Below are 16934 nucleotides of genomic sequence, written 5' to 3'. Positions count from 1 at the left end.
GGGACGGCGCACAATGGGGGGTATGGAATCCGGCGTCCCTTCCTCTTCTTCTCCCCCTCCTGTGAGTCCGTTGGAGCAGGCCCTGCACGCGGCTCGGGCGTTGGTGCTCGCTGATCTTGTCGCGGGGGAGGTCGCGGAGGCCGATGTCGTGTCGATGGTCGAGGAGTCGGTCGTACAGCGGCGGTGGTGGGTGGAGCAGTGGCCCGAGGGCGTCGACTTCGTGGCCGGGCTGATCGCCCAGGACGTACAGGACGCGCTGCTGGAGAAGTACGGGCGCTGGCCGCTGTGTCCCGTCTGCGACGGCGGTGATCCGCACGCCCTGGAGGTGGAGCCGGAGCTGGGGCCCGACCCGCACTGGGTGTGCCACAAGGCGGGGGTCTCGGTGGCGCCGGTGGGCGTGCTCGGACCTGCCATGGGAGGTACCGGCGGGTCGGGCGGGGCGGGTTCCTCGTGACCGTCTACATAGATCCGCCCGACTGGCCGGGGCACGGGCGCATGTGGTCCCACCTGGTCAGCGATGTCTCGTTCGACGAGCTTCATGAATTCGCCCGGCGGCTGGGCGCCCCCGCCCGTGCCTTCGAGCGGGACCACTACGACATTCCCTCGCACCGGTACGAGGACGCCGTGCGGGCCGGCGCCGTACAGGTGCGCAGCCGCGAGGTCGTACGCATCCTGCACGCGGCCGGGCTGCGCAGGCCCAAGGGGCGGCCGGTGGCCCGAGGGCCGGGTTCAGCCGCGTAGCTCGTACGCGTACTGCTCCCCGTCGTCGTCCACCGTGCTGACCTGGGTGAAGCCCGCGCGGGAGATCACGCCCTGGGAGGGCGAGTTGGTGCGGTCCACCGTCGCGAACAGGTAGGTGAGGTCCTCGCGGGCCAGCGCCCAGGCGGACATGGCGCGCAGGGCCTCGGTGGCGTAACCGTTGCCGCGGGCCGACTCGGCCAGGTCGTAGCCGACCTCGGCGCGGCCCTCCTCGTCCGGGGCGCCGTGGAAGCCCATGCCGCCGACCGCGCGGCCGTCCTCCCGCCGGACCAGGACGAACATGCCCCACTCGGGCCGGTGCACCCCGGCCTCGTACGCCTTGACGACCATTCCCGCGGCGTCCCGCGTGCCCTGGAAGGGGCCGCCCTCGACCCACTCGAAGCCGCCGTTGCCGCCCGCGCACAGGTCGGCGGCGGCCGCGGGGGTGACGCCCTGGAGGGTGAGGCGCTCGGCCGGTATGACGAGGTTGTTGCTCCACTTCCAGGTGGTGAGGGGTGCGCGCCCGGGCAGCTCGCCGCGGCCCGTGGCCCACAGGAGGGTCCGCCAGTGGTCGGGGCCGGGTTCGGGGCGCACGTGCGGGAAGATCCGGGTGAGTACGTCGGCGCAGAGCGCGGCCGGCGGCTCGTACGCGATGCCCAGGCCCTCCGCCACGTCGTGCGTGTGCACGAGCACCTCGGTGACACCCATCGCGGCGAAGCCCTCACGGTTCGCGCTGCGGAAGGGGTACGGGTGGAAGGCCCTGGCCTCCCGGGGGGTGGTGCGCACGGCCGCCGCGAGCAGGGCGCCGGTCGCCTCGACGACCTGCAGGACGTCCTCGGGGCTCTCGCACTCCTCGAAGGTGATGTCGAAGGGTACGTAGCGGTCGGTGGGGCGGCCGGTCAGCTGGCCCGCGTAGGAGATGAGGTCCGACGCGATGTGCTCCGCCGTCGTGCGGCAACTCCATTCGAGACGGCCCGCCTTGACGTCCCAGTCCCGGTCGGCCGCGCCCCGCAGGGCCGCGACCGCACCCGAGACGGCCTCTTCCACCTGGTCCCCGCCCATGGCTCGCATGCCGGTGAGGATAGGTGATCAGTTCACGGAGCGGTTCATCTTTTTCTCGGCCGCAACGGTCACGCCTCCGGTCACGCCTCCGGTGACCACCCGTGACGGCGCCCCGCGCCGGTACAGGCGCAGCGAGATCGTGGTCAGCACGCCCGCCACGACGGTGATGGCCGCCCCGGCCCAGGCCGGGGAGGCGTAGCCGAGGCCCGCGTCGATGGTGGCGCCGCCGATCCAGGGGCCGCCGGTGTTGCCGAGGTTGAAGGCGGCCGTGGTGGTGGCCCCGGCCAGGGTGGGGGCGTCGGCAGCGACGTTGAACATCCGGGCGTTCAGGGCCGGGGCCGTGTAGAAGGCGGAGACCCCGAGGAGGAAGGCGAGGGCGGCGGCCGCGACGGCGTACTGTCCGAGCAGCGCGAGCGCCACGAGCAGGACCGTCGAGGCCACGATGCCCGAGAGCAGCACCCCGAAGAGGTGCGCGTCCGCGATCCGGCCGCCGATCGCCGTCCCGATGAGCGCGCCGATCCCGAACAGCGCGAGCACGGCGGGCACCCAGCCCTCGTCGAGCCCCGCGACATCCGTGAGCAGCGGGGCGAGATAGCTGAACGCGCAGAAGACACCGCCCGCGGCGAACGCGATCAGCGAGATGGTGAGCCAGACCTGCCGGTCGCGGTAGATCCGCAGCTCGCGCATGAGCCGGGGCTTCTCGGCGGGGAGCGGGATACGGGGGATGAGCGTGGCCACCCCGACGAGCGCGATCGCGGAGGCCGCGCCGACCGCCCAGAACGCCGAACGCCAGCCGAGGCTCTCGCCGAGGAAGGCACCCGCCGGGACGCCGAGGACGTTCGCGATCGACAGGCCGCCGATCATCACGGCGAGCGCGCGGGCGCGGGCGTTCACCGGGACCATGGCGACGGCCACGGCCGCGCCGACCGCCCAGAAACCGGCGCAGGCCAGCGCGCTCACGACCCTGGACGCGAAGAGGACGGCGTAGTTCGGGGCGAGGGCACCCGCGATCTGGCCGAGGCCGAAGACGGCGATGAGCGCGATGAGGGTCGTACGGCGGGGGAGCCGGAGCGTGGCCACGGCCAGCAGGGGCGCCCCGACGACCATGCCGACCGCGAAGGCGGATATCAGCAGTCCCGCCCGCGGAATGGACACGTTCATGTCCTCGGCGACCGCCGGCAGCAGCCCGGAGAGCATGAACTCGCTGGTGCCCAGCGCGAAGACGGAGAGCCCGAGGATGTAGACGGCCAGGGGCATCCGGGTGCGGGCGGCGCCGCTGTCGGGGGTGAGGGAAGGCGTGGGTGAGCTGGAGCTCGTGGGGACGGGCATATCAAGTGCCAACCTCGACGGTGGGCAGCCCATTCCATCGGGTGCGCTTCAGGCCGTCAACAGGGTCAGCTCGTTCGTCAGGTTGTCGCGGGCCGGCCCCTCCCATTCCCTTGTGCCGTAAGGGGTGTGGAAGAGCCGTGGCAGGTCCAGGAGCTGCCGGAGGATCGCCGCGCGGCCCTCCCGGAAGGCGTCCGCGGGCACGAAGGCGTACTCCTCGCGGACCGCCTTCGTGTAGGCGGCGTACGCGTCGGAGGGCGAGGCGAGGATCGCCAGGTCGGCGTCGCACAGGACCTGGCCGTTCGGGTCGTCACCGCCCGGGGCGTGCGTGACCGTCAGCCGGACGAGTCGGGCGACCTCGGCCGTGGCGGCGGCGGAGAGGCCGGCCTCGGGGAGCGCGCGCTCGGCGAGCCGGGCCGAGCGTTCCTCGTTCTCGGAGCGGTCGGGGAGGTAGACCGCGTCGTGGAACCACGCGGCCAGCCGGACCAGATCCGGGTCGTCGGCGGCCTCCTCCAGCACGTCGATGTGGTCCAGCACCACCGTGAGGTGATCGAGGGTGTGGTAGCGCCGCTGGGGTTCCGACCAGCGGGCGAGGAGGTTGTCGGCGTAGGCCTCCGGCGAGGGGGCGGGGGCGGCGGGGGTGGGGGTCTCCGTCCCACGGCTCCGGTGGAGCGTGCGGGACCAACGGGTGCGCAGGGCGTCGGGATCGGCCATGGGCCCATTGTCCGCTGCCGTCTGCCGTCTGCCGTCTGCCGCTTGCCGCCCAGCACCCGCAGGCCACCGGCCACCGGCCACCGGCCACCGGCCACCGTCCTGTGCATTCAGGTGCGGTGCGCGTCCTCGTACTTGTGCGTCGCCTCGTACCGGTCCTCGTGCTCGTCGTTCTCGGCGTGCGTCTCGTACTCCGCGGCCGCCTGCTCGATGAGGGCGAGAGACGCGGCGGGTGACAAGGCCGTGGCCCCGAGCAGTTCGTGGGTGAGCGTGCAGCGGGTGGTCACGGCCGGATCGGCCGACAGGCGGCCGGCACGGACACCTTGGACGTACGCGATGGGTGGCGCGTCGTCGAAGGTCAGCAGCTTGAAGAGGCCGTCGAGCCCGGCGTGCGCGCCTTCCGAGAGGGGCAGCACCTGGGCGATGATCCGATGGCGGCGGACCAGCGCGGCGATGTGGCGGAGCTGCTCGGCCATGGTGGGCGGGCCGCCCACCGGGCGTCGTACGACGACCTCGTCCAGGATCACCCAGTAGCGGGGCCCCGCCGGGGCGTCGAGGATGCGCGACCGGACCTGTCGCGAGGCCATCCGTGCGTCGGCGGCCTCGTCCGTCGCGGCCGGGTCGTACGACCGGATCACCGCCCGTGTGTAGGCCGCGGTACGGAGCAGGCCGGGGACCAGGTCGGGCGCCCAGTCCTTGACCGACTGAGCCAGACACTCGAACGCGGCGACGTCCGCCGACGCCAGCGGCGCGTACTCCGGCCGCAACCGGCGGACGTCGGCCTCCGGTTGACCGACGGTGGAGCCGCCGACGAACGAGCCGCTGGCGAACATGCGAGTGCTGCCCAGACCCTCCTGGGACGGGTCGAGTCGCTTCGGTACGGGCATGCAACAACTCCCTTTCGCGCGGCTGGCGTTGCCGGACGGCGTCACATCGAGGGTAGTTGCGTACAGTGACGGGCTGTGCGCGAATGGTGATATCCGTTGATCTCCGTCGGGGTGCGCGTAGGCTGAGTATTGGACTAGACCTGTAGCCGTCCACCTGTCCGCCCGAGGGAAGAGGTCCTATGAGCAAGCGTGCAGTCCTGGAGGTGATCGCCCTCGATGTCGAGGACGCGGTCGCCGCCGAGGCCGGAGGCGCGGACCGGCTGGAACTGGTCACCGACATGGCCGCCGACGGGCTCACTCCGCCGGTCGAGACCTTCGCCGGGATCCGGGCCGCCGTCGGTATCTCGCTGCGCGTGATGCTGCGGCTGGCGGACGGTTTCGACGCCGGGGACGTACGGGCGCTCGTGCGGGCGGCGCGGGAGCTGCGGGGGGCCGGGGCGGACGAGTTCGTGCTCGGGTTCCTGGACGAGGCCGGGGAGCCGGACCTGCCCGCGCTGGAGTCGGTGCTCGCCGAACTGGACGGCTGCCGTTGGACGTTCCACCGGGCGATCGACCGGGCCGCCGACCGTGACGCCCTGCGCAAGGCGCTCTCCGACCTGCCCGGTCTGGACACGTATCTCACGGCGGGGTCGGCGGCGGGTGTGGACGAGGGGTTGCCGACGTTGCTCGCGGAGGTGGCGCGGGGTGGGGAGCCCGGCTATGAGCCGCAGCTTCTTGTCGGGGGTGGGCTTCGGCTGGACCACGTGCCGGGGCTGCGGGCGGCGGGGGTTGACGCTTTCCACATCGGTGGGGCGGCGCGGCCGGGGGGCTGGGGGGAGGCTGTTTCCGCGGCGGCGGTGCGGGGGTGGCGGGCGGTGTTGGATGCGGGTTGAGTGGGGTGGGGTGGGGTATCGGGTGCGGGTTCGCTGTGGCTGGCCGCGCCGTTCCCCGCGCCCCCAAAGGCAAAGGATTGCGCCGTTCCCCGCGCCCCCAAAGGCAAAAGATTGCGCCGTTCCCCGCGCCCCCAAAAGCACAAGATTGCGCCGTTCCCCGCGCCCCTGAGGGCAAAGGATTGCGCCGTTCCCCGCGCCCCTGAAAGGCAAAAGATTGCGCCGTTCCCCGCGCCCCTGACGGGGGGGAGTCAGCGGGTGACCGGGTCTCCTACCGCTCCGCCCGTGGCCTCGCGGACGGCGCGTGCCACGCGTTGCGGGGCGTCGGCGAACTGGGCTGGGTCGGCGCCGTCGAGGAGGGCCGCGCCGATGTCCTCGTTGAGGACCCGGAGGGCGGCGGAGGCCGCCGCGGCGTGCAGGCGTACCTGGAGGTCGGCGGCCGGGCGGTCCAGCCGCTTCGCGATGATCTCGGTCATCTCGTGCTCGACCTGGTCGCAGGCCATCAGCCACGCGGTACGCAGGGCCGGCTCCGTGTCGGCCAGCCGGATCATCCGCATCGCGAGCCCGTTGTCGGCCAGCTCGACCGCGCTGGCCTCACGGCGGAACCGGCTCGCCTCCGTACTGAAGTGCTCTTCGAGCGAGAGGTCGGAGGGCCAGTCGCGCAGCGTGCTCATCTCCCATTCCACGCCTTGCGTGACGATGGGCTCGGCGCAGCTTTCCTTGCTGCGGAAGTGACGCCAGATGGTGCGGGTGGACAGGCCCACCGCCGCGGCGATCTGGTCACCGCTGGTGGCGTCCACTCCCTGTTCCCAGAACAGGCGGGACGCCTCCCGGGAGATCTCCAGACGCAGCCGGTGGCGCCGCTGGTCGCTCATTCCGCTTCTGCCGCGCTTGGCCGTCGCCATGCGGGTCACCTCCGCTCGTGTCCCCGCCGGCATGTCAGTGAGCCGGCTTGTCAGTGACACAATGACATTTAGTGACGCCCGGAACCAACGCGCCGCCCGCCCCAGCGAGGCGCGGGCGGCCTCCCGGCGGGGTCAGCCGCGCTCGGCGGGCAGCAGGCCGATGGCCGTCAGCCGCTTGTTCGAGCGTCGGGCCGCCCAGGCGACCACCAGGAGGGCCAGGGCGAGCAGCGGGAAGCCCATGGCGATCTTGGCGACGCCCAGCGAACCGACCTGGTCGGTCGCGTACAAGTACTGCTGGACGGCGAACCGGGCCCCGAAGACGGTGGCCAGCACAAGGGTGGCGACGTCGTAGTAGAACCGCGAGCGCTTGTCCGCGCGCCAGACGTTCCCCTTGCCGGTGGCCGCGTTCCAGACCACGCCGGCCAGCGGCCACCGCACCAGGACGGAGACGAGGAGGAGGACGGCACCGGCCAGGCTCGCCCAGATGCCGATGAGGAAGTAGTCCTTGGCGGACCCGGTGAACCAGACGATGCCGGCGGCGATCGCCACGCCGAACACGCCGCCGATCGCGGGCTGTACCGATTCCCTGCGCAGCAGGCGCACCACGCCGATGGCCACCGCGACGGCGAGGGCGGCGACGATCGACGCCGTGATCCCGCTGAAGTTGTGGGCGATGACGAATGCCAGCGCGGGCAGTGCCGAGTACACGACTCCCTTGGTGCCTCCCGCCTGGTCGAGGACCGAGGGCTGCTGCCGGGGTGCCGTCTGCTCCGCCTGCGTGTCGGACTCTGTCTCCAGGAAGCTCTTGGTCTTCATGGTGGTCAGTTCTCCCGAGTCGTCTGGGGCCGAGGTGCACTGTGATTGTCGCTTAATGACGGGTTGGCAGTAAGTGACATTCCTACACCTCCCTTCTCATGTGACCTGGGTCACACTCCTGCCGGATCGCGGATCGCGGATCGCGGCCCGAGGTTTCAAAGGTCGCGCTTGAAGCACCTGTCACTAAGTGACACTGTCATTAAGTGACAGGCGCTGACCCCGGAAGCAGAAGGGACCGACATGGCACAGCCGGAGACCATCTCCGTCGAGGAGTTCTTCGGACCACCGCCCCGCGCGAAGACCACCCTCTCGCCGGACGGCAGGAACATGGCGTACCTGGCGCCGTGGAAGAACCGTATGAACGTCTGGATCGAGAGCGTCGACGCGCCCGGGGACGCCCGGTGCGTGACCACCGAGGACCGCGGAGTGGTGAGCTACCACTGGACCCGCGACCCGCGTTGGCTGCTCTACTGCCGTGACCAGGGCGGCGACGAGAATCTGCACCTCTACCGCGGCGACCTGGACGACCCCGACGCCGCCGCGGTGGATCTCACCCCCTACCCCGGGGTACGGACCGTCGGCCTGGACCTGCCCGCCGGGCGGCCCGGCAAGGTGGTCACCCAGCTGAACCTGCGCGACCGCGCCCGGTTCGACCTGGTGGAACTCGACATCGCCACCGGCGAGCTCACGACCCTCGCCCAGAACCCCGGGGGCGCTGTCGACGGATGGCTTTACAGCGAGCGCGGGCTGTTCGCGACGGCGACGACCGCCGAGGGCGACATCGAGCTGTCCCGGTGGGACGCGGCGACGGGTGCGCTGACCCCGGTGGCACGGTTCGACGGCGGCGACGCCCCGCTGGGGATCTACCCCATGGAGGTCACACCGGACGGCACCGGGGTGTGGCTGGGCTCGTACCGTGGGAGCGATCGTCTGCGCCTGGCCCGGCTCGACCTGGCCACCGGCGAGGAGCACGAGGTCGACTCCCATCCGAGCCACGACCTGGACACCCGTGCGCTGGTCTTCCCCGCCCTCCCCTCTCCACTGATCCGCAGCCGCAGCACAGGTGAGCTGCTCGCGGTCCGTTACCTCGGGGAGCGACAGGTCGTCCACGCGCTGGACCCGCACTTCGCCGAGGTACTGGAGAACCTGGAGAAGCTGTCCGACGGCGATATCGCCGGGGTGTCCTCCGACGAGAGCGGACAGCGGTGGGTGGCCGCCTTCACCCACGACCGCGATCCCGGGGTCACCTTCCTCTACGACCACACCACCGGCGAGAGCCGCCTGCTCCACCGGGCGAAGCCGCACCTCGACCCCGAGGCGCTGGCTCCGACGCGGCCGGTGTCGATCACCTCACGCGACGGCCTGACCCTGCCCGTGCACCTGACGCTGCCGGTCGGTGTCGAGCCGTCCCGGCTGCCGCTGGTGCTGTTCGTCCACGGCGGTCCCTGGAGCCGGGACAGCTGGGGGTACAACCCGGCCGCGCAGCTCTTCGCCAACCGAGGCTGCGCGGTGCTGCAGGTCGACTTCCGGGGCTCCACCGGCTACGGCAAGGCCCACACCAGGGCCGGCATCGGGGAGTTCGCGGGCAGGATGCACGACGACCTCATCGACGGCGTGCGGTGGGCGGTCGACCAGGGCTACGCCGACCCGGACCGCGTGGCGATCATGGGTGGTTCCTACGGCGGCTACGCGGCACTGGTCGGCATCACGTTCACCCCGGACGTCTTCGCCGCCGCCGTCGACGTCGTCGGGATCTCGGACCTGGCCAACTTCATGCGCGGCCAGCCCGACTTCGTCAAACCGATGCTCGTCCACAACTGGTTCGCGTACGTCGGCGACCCGGCCGATCCGGAGCAGGAGGCCGACATGCTGGCCCGCTCCCCGATCAGCCGCGTCGACCGCGTGCGCACACCGCTGATGGTGGTGCACGGCGCCAACGACGCCCGGGTCGTCCTCGCCGAGTCCGACCGGTTCGTCGAAGCACTCCGTGCGCGGGACGTTCCGGTCGACTACATCGTCATGGAGGACGAGGGCCACGCCATCGAGAACCCGGAGAACGTGATCGCCCTCTACACCGCGGCGGAACGCTTCCTCGCCGAACACCTGCGCTTCGAGACGGAGACGACATGATCCTGACGCTGCCGCAACAGCTCTACCTGCTCTGCTACACCGTGGACAAGGGCAAGTTCCAGCTCGACAACCTGCAGGGCCGCGGCCAGTTGCTGCGCGCCGGCGCCCTGGCCGAACTCGCCCGCGACGGGCTCCTCGACGCCACCGGCGGGAAGGTGATCCGAAAGGCGGGGAAGACGCCGCACGACTCCTTCCTCGCGTCGGTATGGAGCGACCTGCCCGACCACAAGCCGAAGAGCTGGCTCCAGTACGTGCACAACAAGGCCCACACCGCCGAGAAACCGGTACGCGACCAGCTCGCCGCCGCGGGAGAGGTCACCGTCTCCCGCAGCAAGGTGCTGGGACTCATCCCGTCCGACCGTGTCACCGTCACCCAACCGGAGAACGTGCGCGCCCTCCAGGGACGGGTACGCGCCACCGTCGTCGACAGGTCCGACCCGGCGTCGATCCCGCTGGAGGAACTGGCGCTGGCCGTCTTCACGGTCGAGCTCGAAGTCACCTGCGTATGGAGCCGCGCGGACCTGCGCACCCACAAGCAGCCGCTCAGGACACTCGCCGCGCGGTACGACGAGATCGTCCCCGGTCTGCGCAAGGCGCTCCGCGACTCGTACCTGGCGAGCCGGGCGGTCGGCGGCGGCTGGGGTGCGTGAGCACGCAGTCGCCGCCGCGCCCTCGGTCCGTGACACCACGCCGACTCGCGAGTCCGAAAGACTGCGCCGTTCCCCGCGCCCCTCAAGACGCAAGACCGCGCCGTTCCCCGCGCCCCTGAAAGCCAAAGACCGCGCCGTTCCCCGCGCCCCTGGGCGGGGAGGGGCGGCGCTCACCAAGTCTGTGGTTCCGTTGCCCGCAACTGCGCCGGCAAGGCCCCCGCATGGGTCACGATGAGCCCCGACACCGCTCGGGTCAGGGCGACGTACAGGCGACGCAACCCCGTCCGCTCGTCCGGCTCGGCGTCGACGACGGCCTGGGGTTCGTCCAGGACCACGTAGTCGTACTCCAAGCCCTTGGCGAGGGACGCCGGCACCAGCGTCAGGCGCGCCGCGACGGTCGTCTCCTCACCGGGGGCGAGATGGGGGAGCCCCGCCTTCGCCAGCGCCTCCGCCAGCACCGGCACACGCGCGTCGGCCGCGATCAGCCCCACCGACCCCTCGTGCGCGAGCAACTCCTCGCAGGCCGCGACCACTTCGGCGGGGGCGACGTCCACGGCGGTCTCGCGTACCTCGAAGAAGCCGGGGTTCTCCCGCACGGACGCCACCGGCGTCAGACCCGGCGCGATGTGCGGGAGCAGCCGGGACGCGTACGTGATGACATCCGTCGGTACGCGGAAACCGGCCGTCAGCTCCTCCACCACCGCCTCCGACTTGCCGAGATGGGCCAGCGCCTCGTCCCAACTCCGCGTCGCCCAGGGCGTCGTACCCTGCGCCAGATCACCGAGCACGGTCGCCGAACCGGTCGTGCACCGCCGCCCCACCGCCCGGTACTGCATCGGCGACAGGTCCTGCGCCTCGTCGAGCACCACATGCCCGAGCGAGTGCGTGCGCTGTACGAGGTCGGTGGCCTCGTCGATCAGGACGGCGTCCGCGGCGGCCCACTTGGCGGACTTCACCGACCGCAGGGGCTTCGCCCAGCGGATCGTCTCCTGCTCGTCCTCGGTGAGGACGCCCTCGGCGTGCAGGGCCAGGAAGTCCGCGTCCGAGAGCAGCCGGAACACCAGCTTCGCCGGGTCGACCGGCGGCCAGATCGCCTTCACCGCCGCCTTCACCGCGGGGTTGCGGGCGACGGCGTCCTGCACCCGGTCGTCCGGCGCCTCGCCCGACCGTTCCATCTGCACCAGCACGGCGTGCGCGATGCGCTGCGGCAGGGCCTCGCGGGCGGCGCCGTACCGGATGTCCCGGTCCAGCAACTCCTGCACGATGTCCGTCAGTTCGTACACCGGTACCCGCCAGCGCCGTGAGCCGCGGACCACCATGACGGGCTCGGCCGGCAGGGTCACGTGCGCGCGGACCGCCCGGCGCAGCACCTCCGCCATGCGCGCGTCGCCCTTCAGGACGGCGGTCGCCGCCTCGTCCGTGCCCCGTACCTCGACATGCGCGACGAGGTCGTCGACCGTGGCCTGCTTGACGTCCAGTTCGCCCAGCGCGGGCAGCACCTGCTCGATGTAGTGGAGGAAGGACGCGTTCGGCCCGATGACCAGGGTGCCGGTGCGGGCGAGCCGGTCGCGGTGGGCGTAGAGCAGGTAGGCGACCCGGTGCAGGCCGACGGCCGTCTTGCCGGTGCCGGGACCGCCCTGCACGCAGACCGTGCCGCCGAGACCGGACCGTACGATCTCGTCCTGCTCCGGCTGGATCGTCGCCACGATGTCGCGCATGGGGCCCACGCGCGGACGCTCGATCTCCTGCTGGAGCAGCTTGCTGGTGGCGGCGGCCTCGGCGGGGTCGGAGAGGTGCTCGTCCTCGTACGCGGTGAGGTCGCCGCCCGTGTACCCGAAGCGGCGGCGCAGCGCGATGTCCATCGGGGTCTTCTTGGAGGCCCGGTAGAAGGGCTGGGACACCGGGGCCCGCCAGTCGATCACCATCGGGTCGCCGCCCGCGTCGTGCACGTGCCGTCGGCCGATGTAGAAGCGTTCGCCCCGCGCGCCCTCGGCCTGATCGGCGCCCGGCGCGTGCAGGTAGTCGAGGCGGCCGAAGAACAGCGGGGTGTGGGACAGGTCGGCGAGGGCCTTGATGCGTTCGTCGATCTGGCGGGTCAGGACCTCCGCGTTGACCCAGTTCGCGGTGACGTCCCGGATGTCGAGGGACTGGACGTCCTCGCGCATCGAACGCAGCGCGGCGCGGGAGTGCGCGAGATGGGACCGCTCGCGCGAGAGCGGGTCGTCGGACGGCATGGCGGAGTCGGACGGGGTGGACACGGGCGGTTGCCTCCGGGGCCTGCGAGAGCCGGGGCCTGGTGGACCCCGCTGAGTGGCGATGGGCCGGCCGGTTTCCGTCCGGTCGGCGGCGCTCCACGACGGGAGGCGGGCAAGAGCGGAGATCCTAGGCGAACCGGGTCGGTCGGGGCCAACCGTTTTCCCGTGCACCGGCCGTCACCCCGCCGGTACGCCCGGCGCACTCCCCTGAGCCTGCGCTCCTCGGAACCCCCGAGCCCCTGATCCCCTAGGGGATGTCGCCCCCTCCCTACGGGGTAGAGGTCGGCCCGGAGTCGTACGTGGGGACGAGGGAGTTCACACCCGCAGGCCGATGAAAGCGGAGCGCCCGCGTTCCACCATGGACACATGAGCACTGCGACGTTCACCCAGGCCCCCGCCCGCCCCCGCCCGCCGACCGGCGCGACCGCCCTGCGGGGCAGTCACCGCCACCGCCTCGGCGACACCCTGCGTGCCGTCAAGGTCTTCGCCGGCGCCGCCCTCGGAGTGGTCCTCCTCGGCGAGTACGGAGAGGAAGCGGGCGTACGCCGCCGGTAGGGACCCCGGGCCCCGCGGAACCCGGAACCCCGGCCGGTCAGTTGTCGGCCAGCAGTTCGTCCGCGTCCACGATCCGGTACGCGTAACCCTGTTCCGCCAGGAAGCGCTGGCGGTGGGCCGCGAAGTCCTGGTCGATGGTGTCGCGGGCCACGACCGAGTAGAAGTGGGCCTGGTGGCCGTCCGCCTTCGGACGCAGCACCCGGCCGAGGCGCTGAGCCTCCTCCTGACGGGAGCCGAAGGTGCCCGACACCTGGATGGCGACCGTCGCCTCCGGCAGGTCGATGGAGAAGTTGGCGACCTTGGACACGACCAGCACGCTGATCTCACCCTGACGGAACGCCTCGAACAGCTTCTCGCGCTGCGCGTTCGACGTCTCGCCCTTGATGACCGGCGCGTCCAGATGCTCGCCCAGTTCGTCGAGCTGATCGATGTACTGGCCGATGACGAGCGTCTGCATCCCCGCGAAGCGGCGGACCAGCGCCTCCGTGACCTTGCGCTTCGTCGCCGTCGTCGCGCAGAAGCGGTACTTCTCCTCCGCCTCGGCGGTCGCGTACGCCAGCCGCTCGGAGTCCGTGAGGTTCACCCGGACCTCGACACAGTCGGCCGGCGCGATGTACCCCTGCGCCTCGATCTCCTTCCAGGGCGCGTCGAAACGCTTCGGCCCGATGAGGGAGAACACGTCCGACTCGCGGCCGTCCTCACGCACCAGGGTGGCCGTCAGACCGAGGCGGCGGCGCGCCTGGAGGTCGGCGGTGAACTTGAAGACCGGCGCGGGCAGCAGATGCACCTCGTCGTAGATGATCAACCCCCAGTCGCGGGAGTCGAACAGCTCCAGGTGCTGGTAGACACCCTTCCGCTTGGTCGTCAGCACCTGGTACGTCGCGATGGTGACCGGCCGGATCTCCTTGCGCGTACCGCTGTACTCGCCGATCTCCTCCTCGGTCAGGCTTGTGCGCTTGACCAGCTCGTGCTTCCACTGCCGGGCCGAGACCGTGTTGGTGACGAGGATGAGCGTGGTGGCCTTCGCCTCGGCCATGGCGCCCGCGCCGACCAGCGTCTTGCCGGCGCCACAGGGGAGTACGACCACCCCTGAACCGCCGTGCCAGAAGTTCTCCACAGCCTGCTTCTGGTAGGGCCGCAGGGACCAGCCGTCCTCGGCGAGCCCGATCTCGTGCGCCTCCCCGTCCACGTACCCGGCGAGGTCCTCGGCCGGCCAGCCCAGCTTCAGCAGCGTCTGCTTGATCTGCCCGCGCTCCGAGGGGTGCACGGCCACGGTGTCCGGGTCGAGCCGGGCGCCCACGAGCGGGGTGATCCGCTTCGAGCGCAGGATCTCCTCAAGGACGGGCCGGTCGGTGGTGGTGAGGACGAGCCCGTGGGCCGGGTGCTTGCTCAGCGTGAGACGGCCGTAGCGGCCCATCGTCTCCGCGATGTCGACCAGCAGCGCGTGCGGCACCGGATAGCGGCTGTACTGCACGAGCGCGTCCACGACCTGCTCGGCGTCGTGTCCGGCCGCGCGCGCGTTCCACAGCCCGAGCGGGGTCACCCGGTAGGTGTGGATGTGCTCGGGCGCGCGCTCCAGCTCGGCGAAGGGAGCGATGACCCGGCGGCACTCGTCCGCCAGCTCGTGGTCGACCTCCAGGAGCAGGGTCTTGTCGGACTGGACGATGAGTGGACCATTCACGCGCGTCCCCTTCTGCACAGCCGTGCGATGTGCACGGCCAAACGTCCAGTGTGCCTGATCGCCGACGTCAGCCGTCGCGGACGACCGCTGCCCCCGGTCCTGTCCTACTGAATGTCTATTCATTCCAATGAGTGGTGAGAATTCAGATTTACGGGTGCTGCCCCGAAGAATGGCGATCCCGCAGGTCACTGCCCCAGGTCACTGCTCAGGTCGCCGCCCAGGGAGAGCTCACTGTTGCCCCATCACAGCCATGCCCCGCCGCCCGAGCCGCAGCCCGGGACGTCGTCGCCCTCCTCGCAGCCGAGCGCGACACTCGGGTACTCGCTCTTCGCCACCCGCTGGCTACAGGCCCCGCTGTACTTCGGACTGGTGGCCGCCCAGGGTGTGTACGTCTACAAGTTCTTCAGAGAGCTGTGGACTTTAATCATCAGAAGCGTGACCGGGCAGGCGAACGAGACGTACGTGATGCTCGCCGTGCTGAAACTGGTCGACGTCGTCATGATCGCCAACCTGCTGATCATGGTGATCGTCGGCGGGTACGAGACGTTCGTCTCGCGCATCGGCCTCCAGGGCCACCGTGATCAGCCGGAATGGCTCTCGCACGTCAATTCCAACGTGCTCAAGGTGAAGCTCGCCACCGCCATCGTGGGCATCTCGTCCGTGCACCTGCTCCAGATGTTCGTGGACGTGCACCACACCTCGCACCACTCACTGCTGTGGGGGACCGTCATCCACATGGCGTTCATCGCCTCGGCGGCGATCCTCGCGTACATGTCGGGACCGATGGCGGCGCACGGGGAGCGATTGCACAAGGGGCACGGGCTCGGACACGGGCTCGGGCAGGGGCACGGCCTCGGGCTCGGGCTCGGGCATGTCCAGGTCTCCGGTCCACGGCCCGGTGCCGAGGGCCCCGGAAGGGCGATGGAGGCGATGACAGGTTACGAGTCCTCCGCCTCTGCGGGCTTGTCCGCCCCCTCCGCCTCCTCCGCGGCTCCCGGCCCGTTCGCGTACCCCTCCTCCTCCGCGTCCCCCGCTCCCTCCACCTCGTCCGTCCCGGCCGAGTTCGCGTTCGCGATCAAGACCGCGCCCGCCACGCGGGTCACCGTCCCGGTCGCGGGCCCGTCCACCGCACAGGCCACCGCACCGATCCCGGCGCAGGCGCTCTCCTCCTCGTACGACACGCACCACCCGTACGACTCGCACCACGCGTACGACCCGCACGATCCCTGCGACGTGTACGACTCCACCGAGCCCGGTGCGGAGGCCCGGATCCGTGATGCCCGGTTCCCCGCCCGGAAGCTGCTGGAGGATTTCGACGAGGAGTACCCCCGGGTGCTCGACCGGGAGGCCGTGGCCCGGCTCGGCACCCTGGACTTCGTCGCGACCCGGCGCAACGTGGTGTTCGTCGGCCCGCCCGGCACCGGCAAGACGCATCTCGCCGTCGGTCTCGGCGTGCGGGCGTGCCAGTCGGGGCATCAGGTGCTCTTCGCGACCGCGGCGCAGTGGGCCGCGCGGCTGGCGGGGGCCCGGTCGGCGGGCCGGCTCACCGAAGAACTGGCAGACCTCGACGCCCGCCCGCTGCTCATCGTCGACGAGGTCGGCTACACCCCTCTCGACCAGGACACCGCCCACCTCTTCTTCCAGCTCGTCGCGCACCGCTACGAGCGGTCCTCGCTGATCGTGACCACCGACCGTCCGCTCGGCCGCTGGGAGGAGGTCTTCGGCGGCGCCGCCCCCGCGATGGTCGACCGGCTGGCGCACCACGCGGAGATCGTCCGCCTCGAAGGGGACAGCTACCGCATGCGCCGGGTCACTTCAGCGTGGGCAGAGTGAGGTTGTTGATCAGCGGCCCCTCGATGCCGACCCCCTCGGTCACCAGCGGTTCGACGGCGGCCACCGGCAGGGGCAGCGGCAGGGCCAACTGCGCTGTCCGAGCCGTCTGGGCCGGCTGGACCGTCTGAACGGGTCGGGCCGGCTGGGCTGCCGTCCGGGCGGCGACGGCCTGCGGGGCGAGTACGCCGATGAGCACGGCCGACGCGATGAGGGCGACCGTGGCGGCGGTGCGCGCGTGGTGGATGCGGCGCTCGGCGCTCACCGGACCCTCGGAGCGCACGGAGGCCGCGGGACAAGCGGGTTGCAGCATGGAGCGGATGGGACGCATGAGGGGTGCGGAACCTTTCGGAGGCTGCTGGGCCGGGGCGGGGGCCCACGGAGGGGACGGACCGGACCCGGGACTGCCGGATCCGGCCCGCGGGGCGTGCGGGGGCGACTCAGAGCGTCAGACCCCCGCCGAGATCGATGCCGATCGCCGCGGCCTGTGAGGCGAGTGCGCCGAGCAGCGCGGCGGTA

At 71.4% G+C, this 16934-nt stretch carries 16 protein-coding genes; 7 read left to right on the top strand and 9 right to left on the bottom strand.

The annotated features are described in order from the left end of the window. Positions 1-22: 22 nt before the first annotated feature. Both OHS59_RS20710 and OHS59_RS20705 read left to right on the top strand, forming a co-directional pair. Entirely contained in the window at positions 23-454 is a 432-nt protein-coding gene (locus OHS59_RS20710; protein ID WP_328494904.1) for a hypothetical protein, read from the top strand. Further along, entirely contained in the window at positions 451-741 is a 291-nt protein-coding gene (locus tag OHS59_RS20705) for a DUF4031 domain-containing protein (RefSeq protein ID WP_328494903.1), read from the top strand. Before OHS59_RS20710 ends, OHS59_RS20705 begins: the two co-directional genes overlap by 4 nt. Here OHS59_RS20705 and OHS59_RS20700 read toward each other — a convergent pair. The 4 genes from OHS59_RS20700 to OHS59_RS20685 all read right to left on the bottom strand — a co-directional run bounded on the left by OHS59_RS20700 (position 730) and on the right by OHS59_RS20685 (position 4724). Beyond that, positions 730-1809 (bottom strand): GNAT family N-acetyltransferase, encoded by a 1080-nt coding sequence (locus OHS59_RS20700; protein ID WP_328494902.1) that lies wholly within the window; start codon positions 1807-1809, stop codon positions 730-732. The genes OHS59_RS20705 and OHS59_RS20700 overlap by 12 nt on opposite strands. Before the next feature lie 18 nt (positions 1810-1827). Further along, positions 1828-3057, bottom strand: coding sequence for a Cmx/CmrA family chloramphenicol efflux MFS transporter (locus OHS59_RS20695; RefSeq protein WP_328499293.1), 1230 nt, complete (start codon positions 3055-3057; stop codon positions 1828-1830). A gap of 120 nt (positions 3058-3177) precedes the next feature. After that, positions 3178-3840: an HD domain-containing protein gene (locus OHS59_RS20690; protein WP_328494901.1), complete on the bottom strand. Its 663-nt coding sequence runs from the start codon at positions 3838-3840 to the stop codon at positions 3178-3180. A 107-nt stretch (positions 3841-3947) separates the two neighbouring features. Continuing rightward, positions 3948-4724, bottom strand: coding sequence for a DUF5753 domain-containing protein (locus tag OHS59_RS20685; protein ID WP_328494900.1), 777 nt, complete (start codon positions 4722-4724; stop codon positions 3948-3950). 179 nt (positions 4725-4903) lie between these two features. On the opposite strand from OHS59_RS20685, the gene OHS59_RS20680 reads away from it, so the two are divergent. After that, entirely contained in the window at positions 4904-5596 is a 693-nt protein-coding gene (locus tag OHS59_RS20680; RefSeq protein ID WP_328494899.1) for a copper homeostasis protein CutC, read from the top strand. 248 nt (positions 5597-5844) lie between these two features. Here the strand turns inward: OHS59_RS20680 and OHS59_RS20675 are convergent, their stop codons facing one another. Both OHS59_RS20675 and OHS59_RS20670 read right to left on the bottom strand, forming a co-directional pair. Next, complete coding sequence (locus tag OHS59_RS20675) at positions 5845-6498, bottom strand: TetR/AcrR family transcriptional regulator (RefSeq protein WP_328494898.1); 654 nt, start codon at positions 6496-6498, stop codon at positions 5845-5847. Positions 6499-6630: 132 nt separating this feature from the next. Next, positions 6631-7314 carry a DUF3159 domain-containing protein gene (locus tag OHS59_RS20670; RefSeq protein ID WP_328494897.1) on the bottom strand — a complete coding sequence of 228 codons (684 nt, stop codon included), beginning with the start codon at positions 7312-7314 and terminating at the stop codon, positions 6631-6633. 240 nt (positions 7315-7554) lie between these two features. On the opposite strand from OHS59_RS20670, the gene OHS59_RS20665 reads away from it, so the two are divergent. Further along, the gene (locus OHS59_RS20665) at positions 7555-9444 is read left to right on the top strand and encodes a S9 family peptidase (protein WP_328494896.1); all 1890 of its coding nucleotides are present in this window, start codon (positions 7555-7557) and stop codon (positions 9442-9444) included. Next, a complete protein-coding gene (locus OHS59_RS20660; protein WP_328494895.1) occupies positions 9441-10094 on the top strand; it encodes a GOLPH3/VPS74 family protein in 654 nt (217 codons plus the stop codon). Before OHS59_RS20665 ends, OHS59_RS20660 begins: the two co-directional genes overlap by 4 nt. Before the next feature lie 170 nt (positions 10095-10264). On the opposite strand, the gene OHS59_RS20655 is transcribed toward OHS59_RS20660, so the two are convergent. After that, complete coding sequence (locus tag OHS59_RS20655) at positions 10265-12328, bottom strand: HelD family protein (RefSeq protein ID WP_443061641.1); 2064 nt, start codon at positions 12326-12328, stop codon at positions 10265-10267. 387 nt (positions 12329-12715) lie between these two features. On the opposite strand from OHS59_RS20655, the gene OHS59_RS20650 reads away from it, so the two are divergent. After that, entirely contained in the window at positions 12716-12904 is a 189-nt protein-coding gene (locus OHS59_RS20650; RefSeq protein WP_328494893.1) for a hypothetical protein, read from the top strand. Between the two features lie 37 nt (positions 12905-12941). Here the strand turns inward: OHS59_RS20650 and OHS59_RS20645 are convergent, their stop codons facing one another. Continuing rightward, the gene (locus tag OHS59_RS20645) at positions 12942-14585 is read right to left on the bottom strand and encodes a DNA repair helicase XPB (protein WP_328494892.1); all 1644 of its coding nucleotides are present in this window, start codon (positions 14583-14585) and stop codon (positions 12942-12944) included. A gap of 234 nt (positions 14586-14819) precedes the next feature. Between OHS59_RS20645 and istB the strand changes: the two genes are divergently transcribed. Beyond that, positions 14820-16418: an IS21-like element helper ATPase IstB gene (istB, locus tag OHS59_RS20640; RefSeq protein WP_328494891.1), complete on the top strand. Its 1599-nt coding sequence runs from the start codon at positions 14820-14822 to the stop codon at positions 16416-16418. Here istB and OHS59_RS20635 read toward each other — a convergent pair. Next, on the bottom strand, positions 16396-16728 hold the full coding sequence (locus tag OHS59_RS20635) for a hypothetical protein (RefSeq protein WP_328494890.1): 333 nt from the start codon (positions 16726-16728) through the stop codon (positions 16396-16398). The genes istB and OHS59_RS20635 overlap by 23 nt on opposite strands. Positions 16729-16934 lie beyond the last annotated feature (206 nt).

Origin of the sequence: Streptomyces sp. NBC_00414, from assembly GCF_036038375.1 — a bacterium.
In the GTDB taxonomy this organism is placed as follows: domain Bacteria; phylum Actinomycetota; class Actinomycetes; order Streptomycetales; family Streptomycetaceae; genus Streptomyces.
The sequence above is the reverse complement of the archived record's forward strand: the minus strand, read 5'-3'. Positions and strand labels throughout refer to the sequence as shown.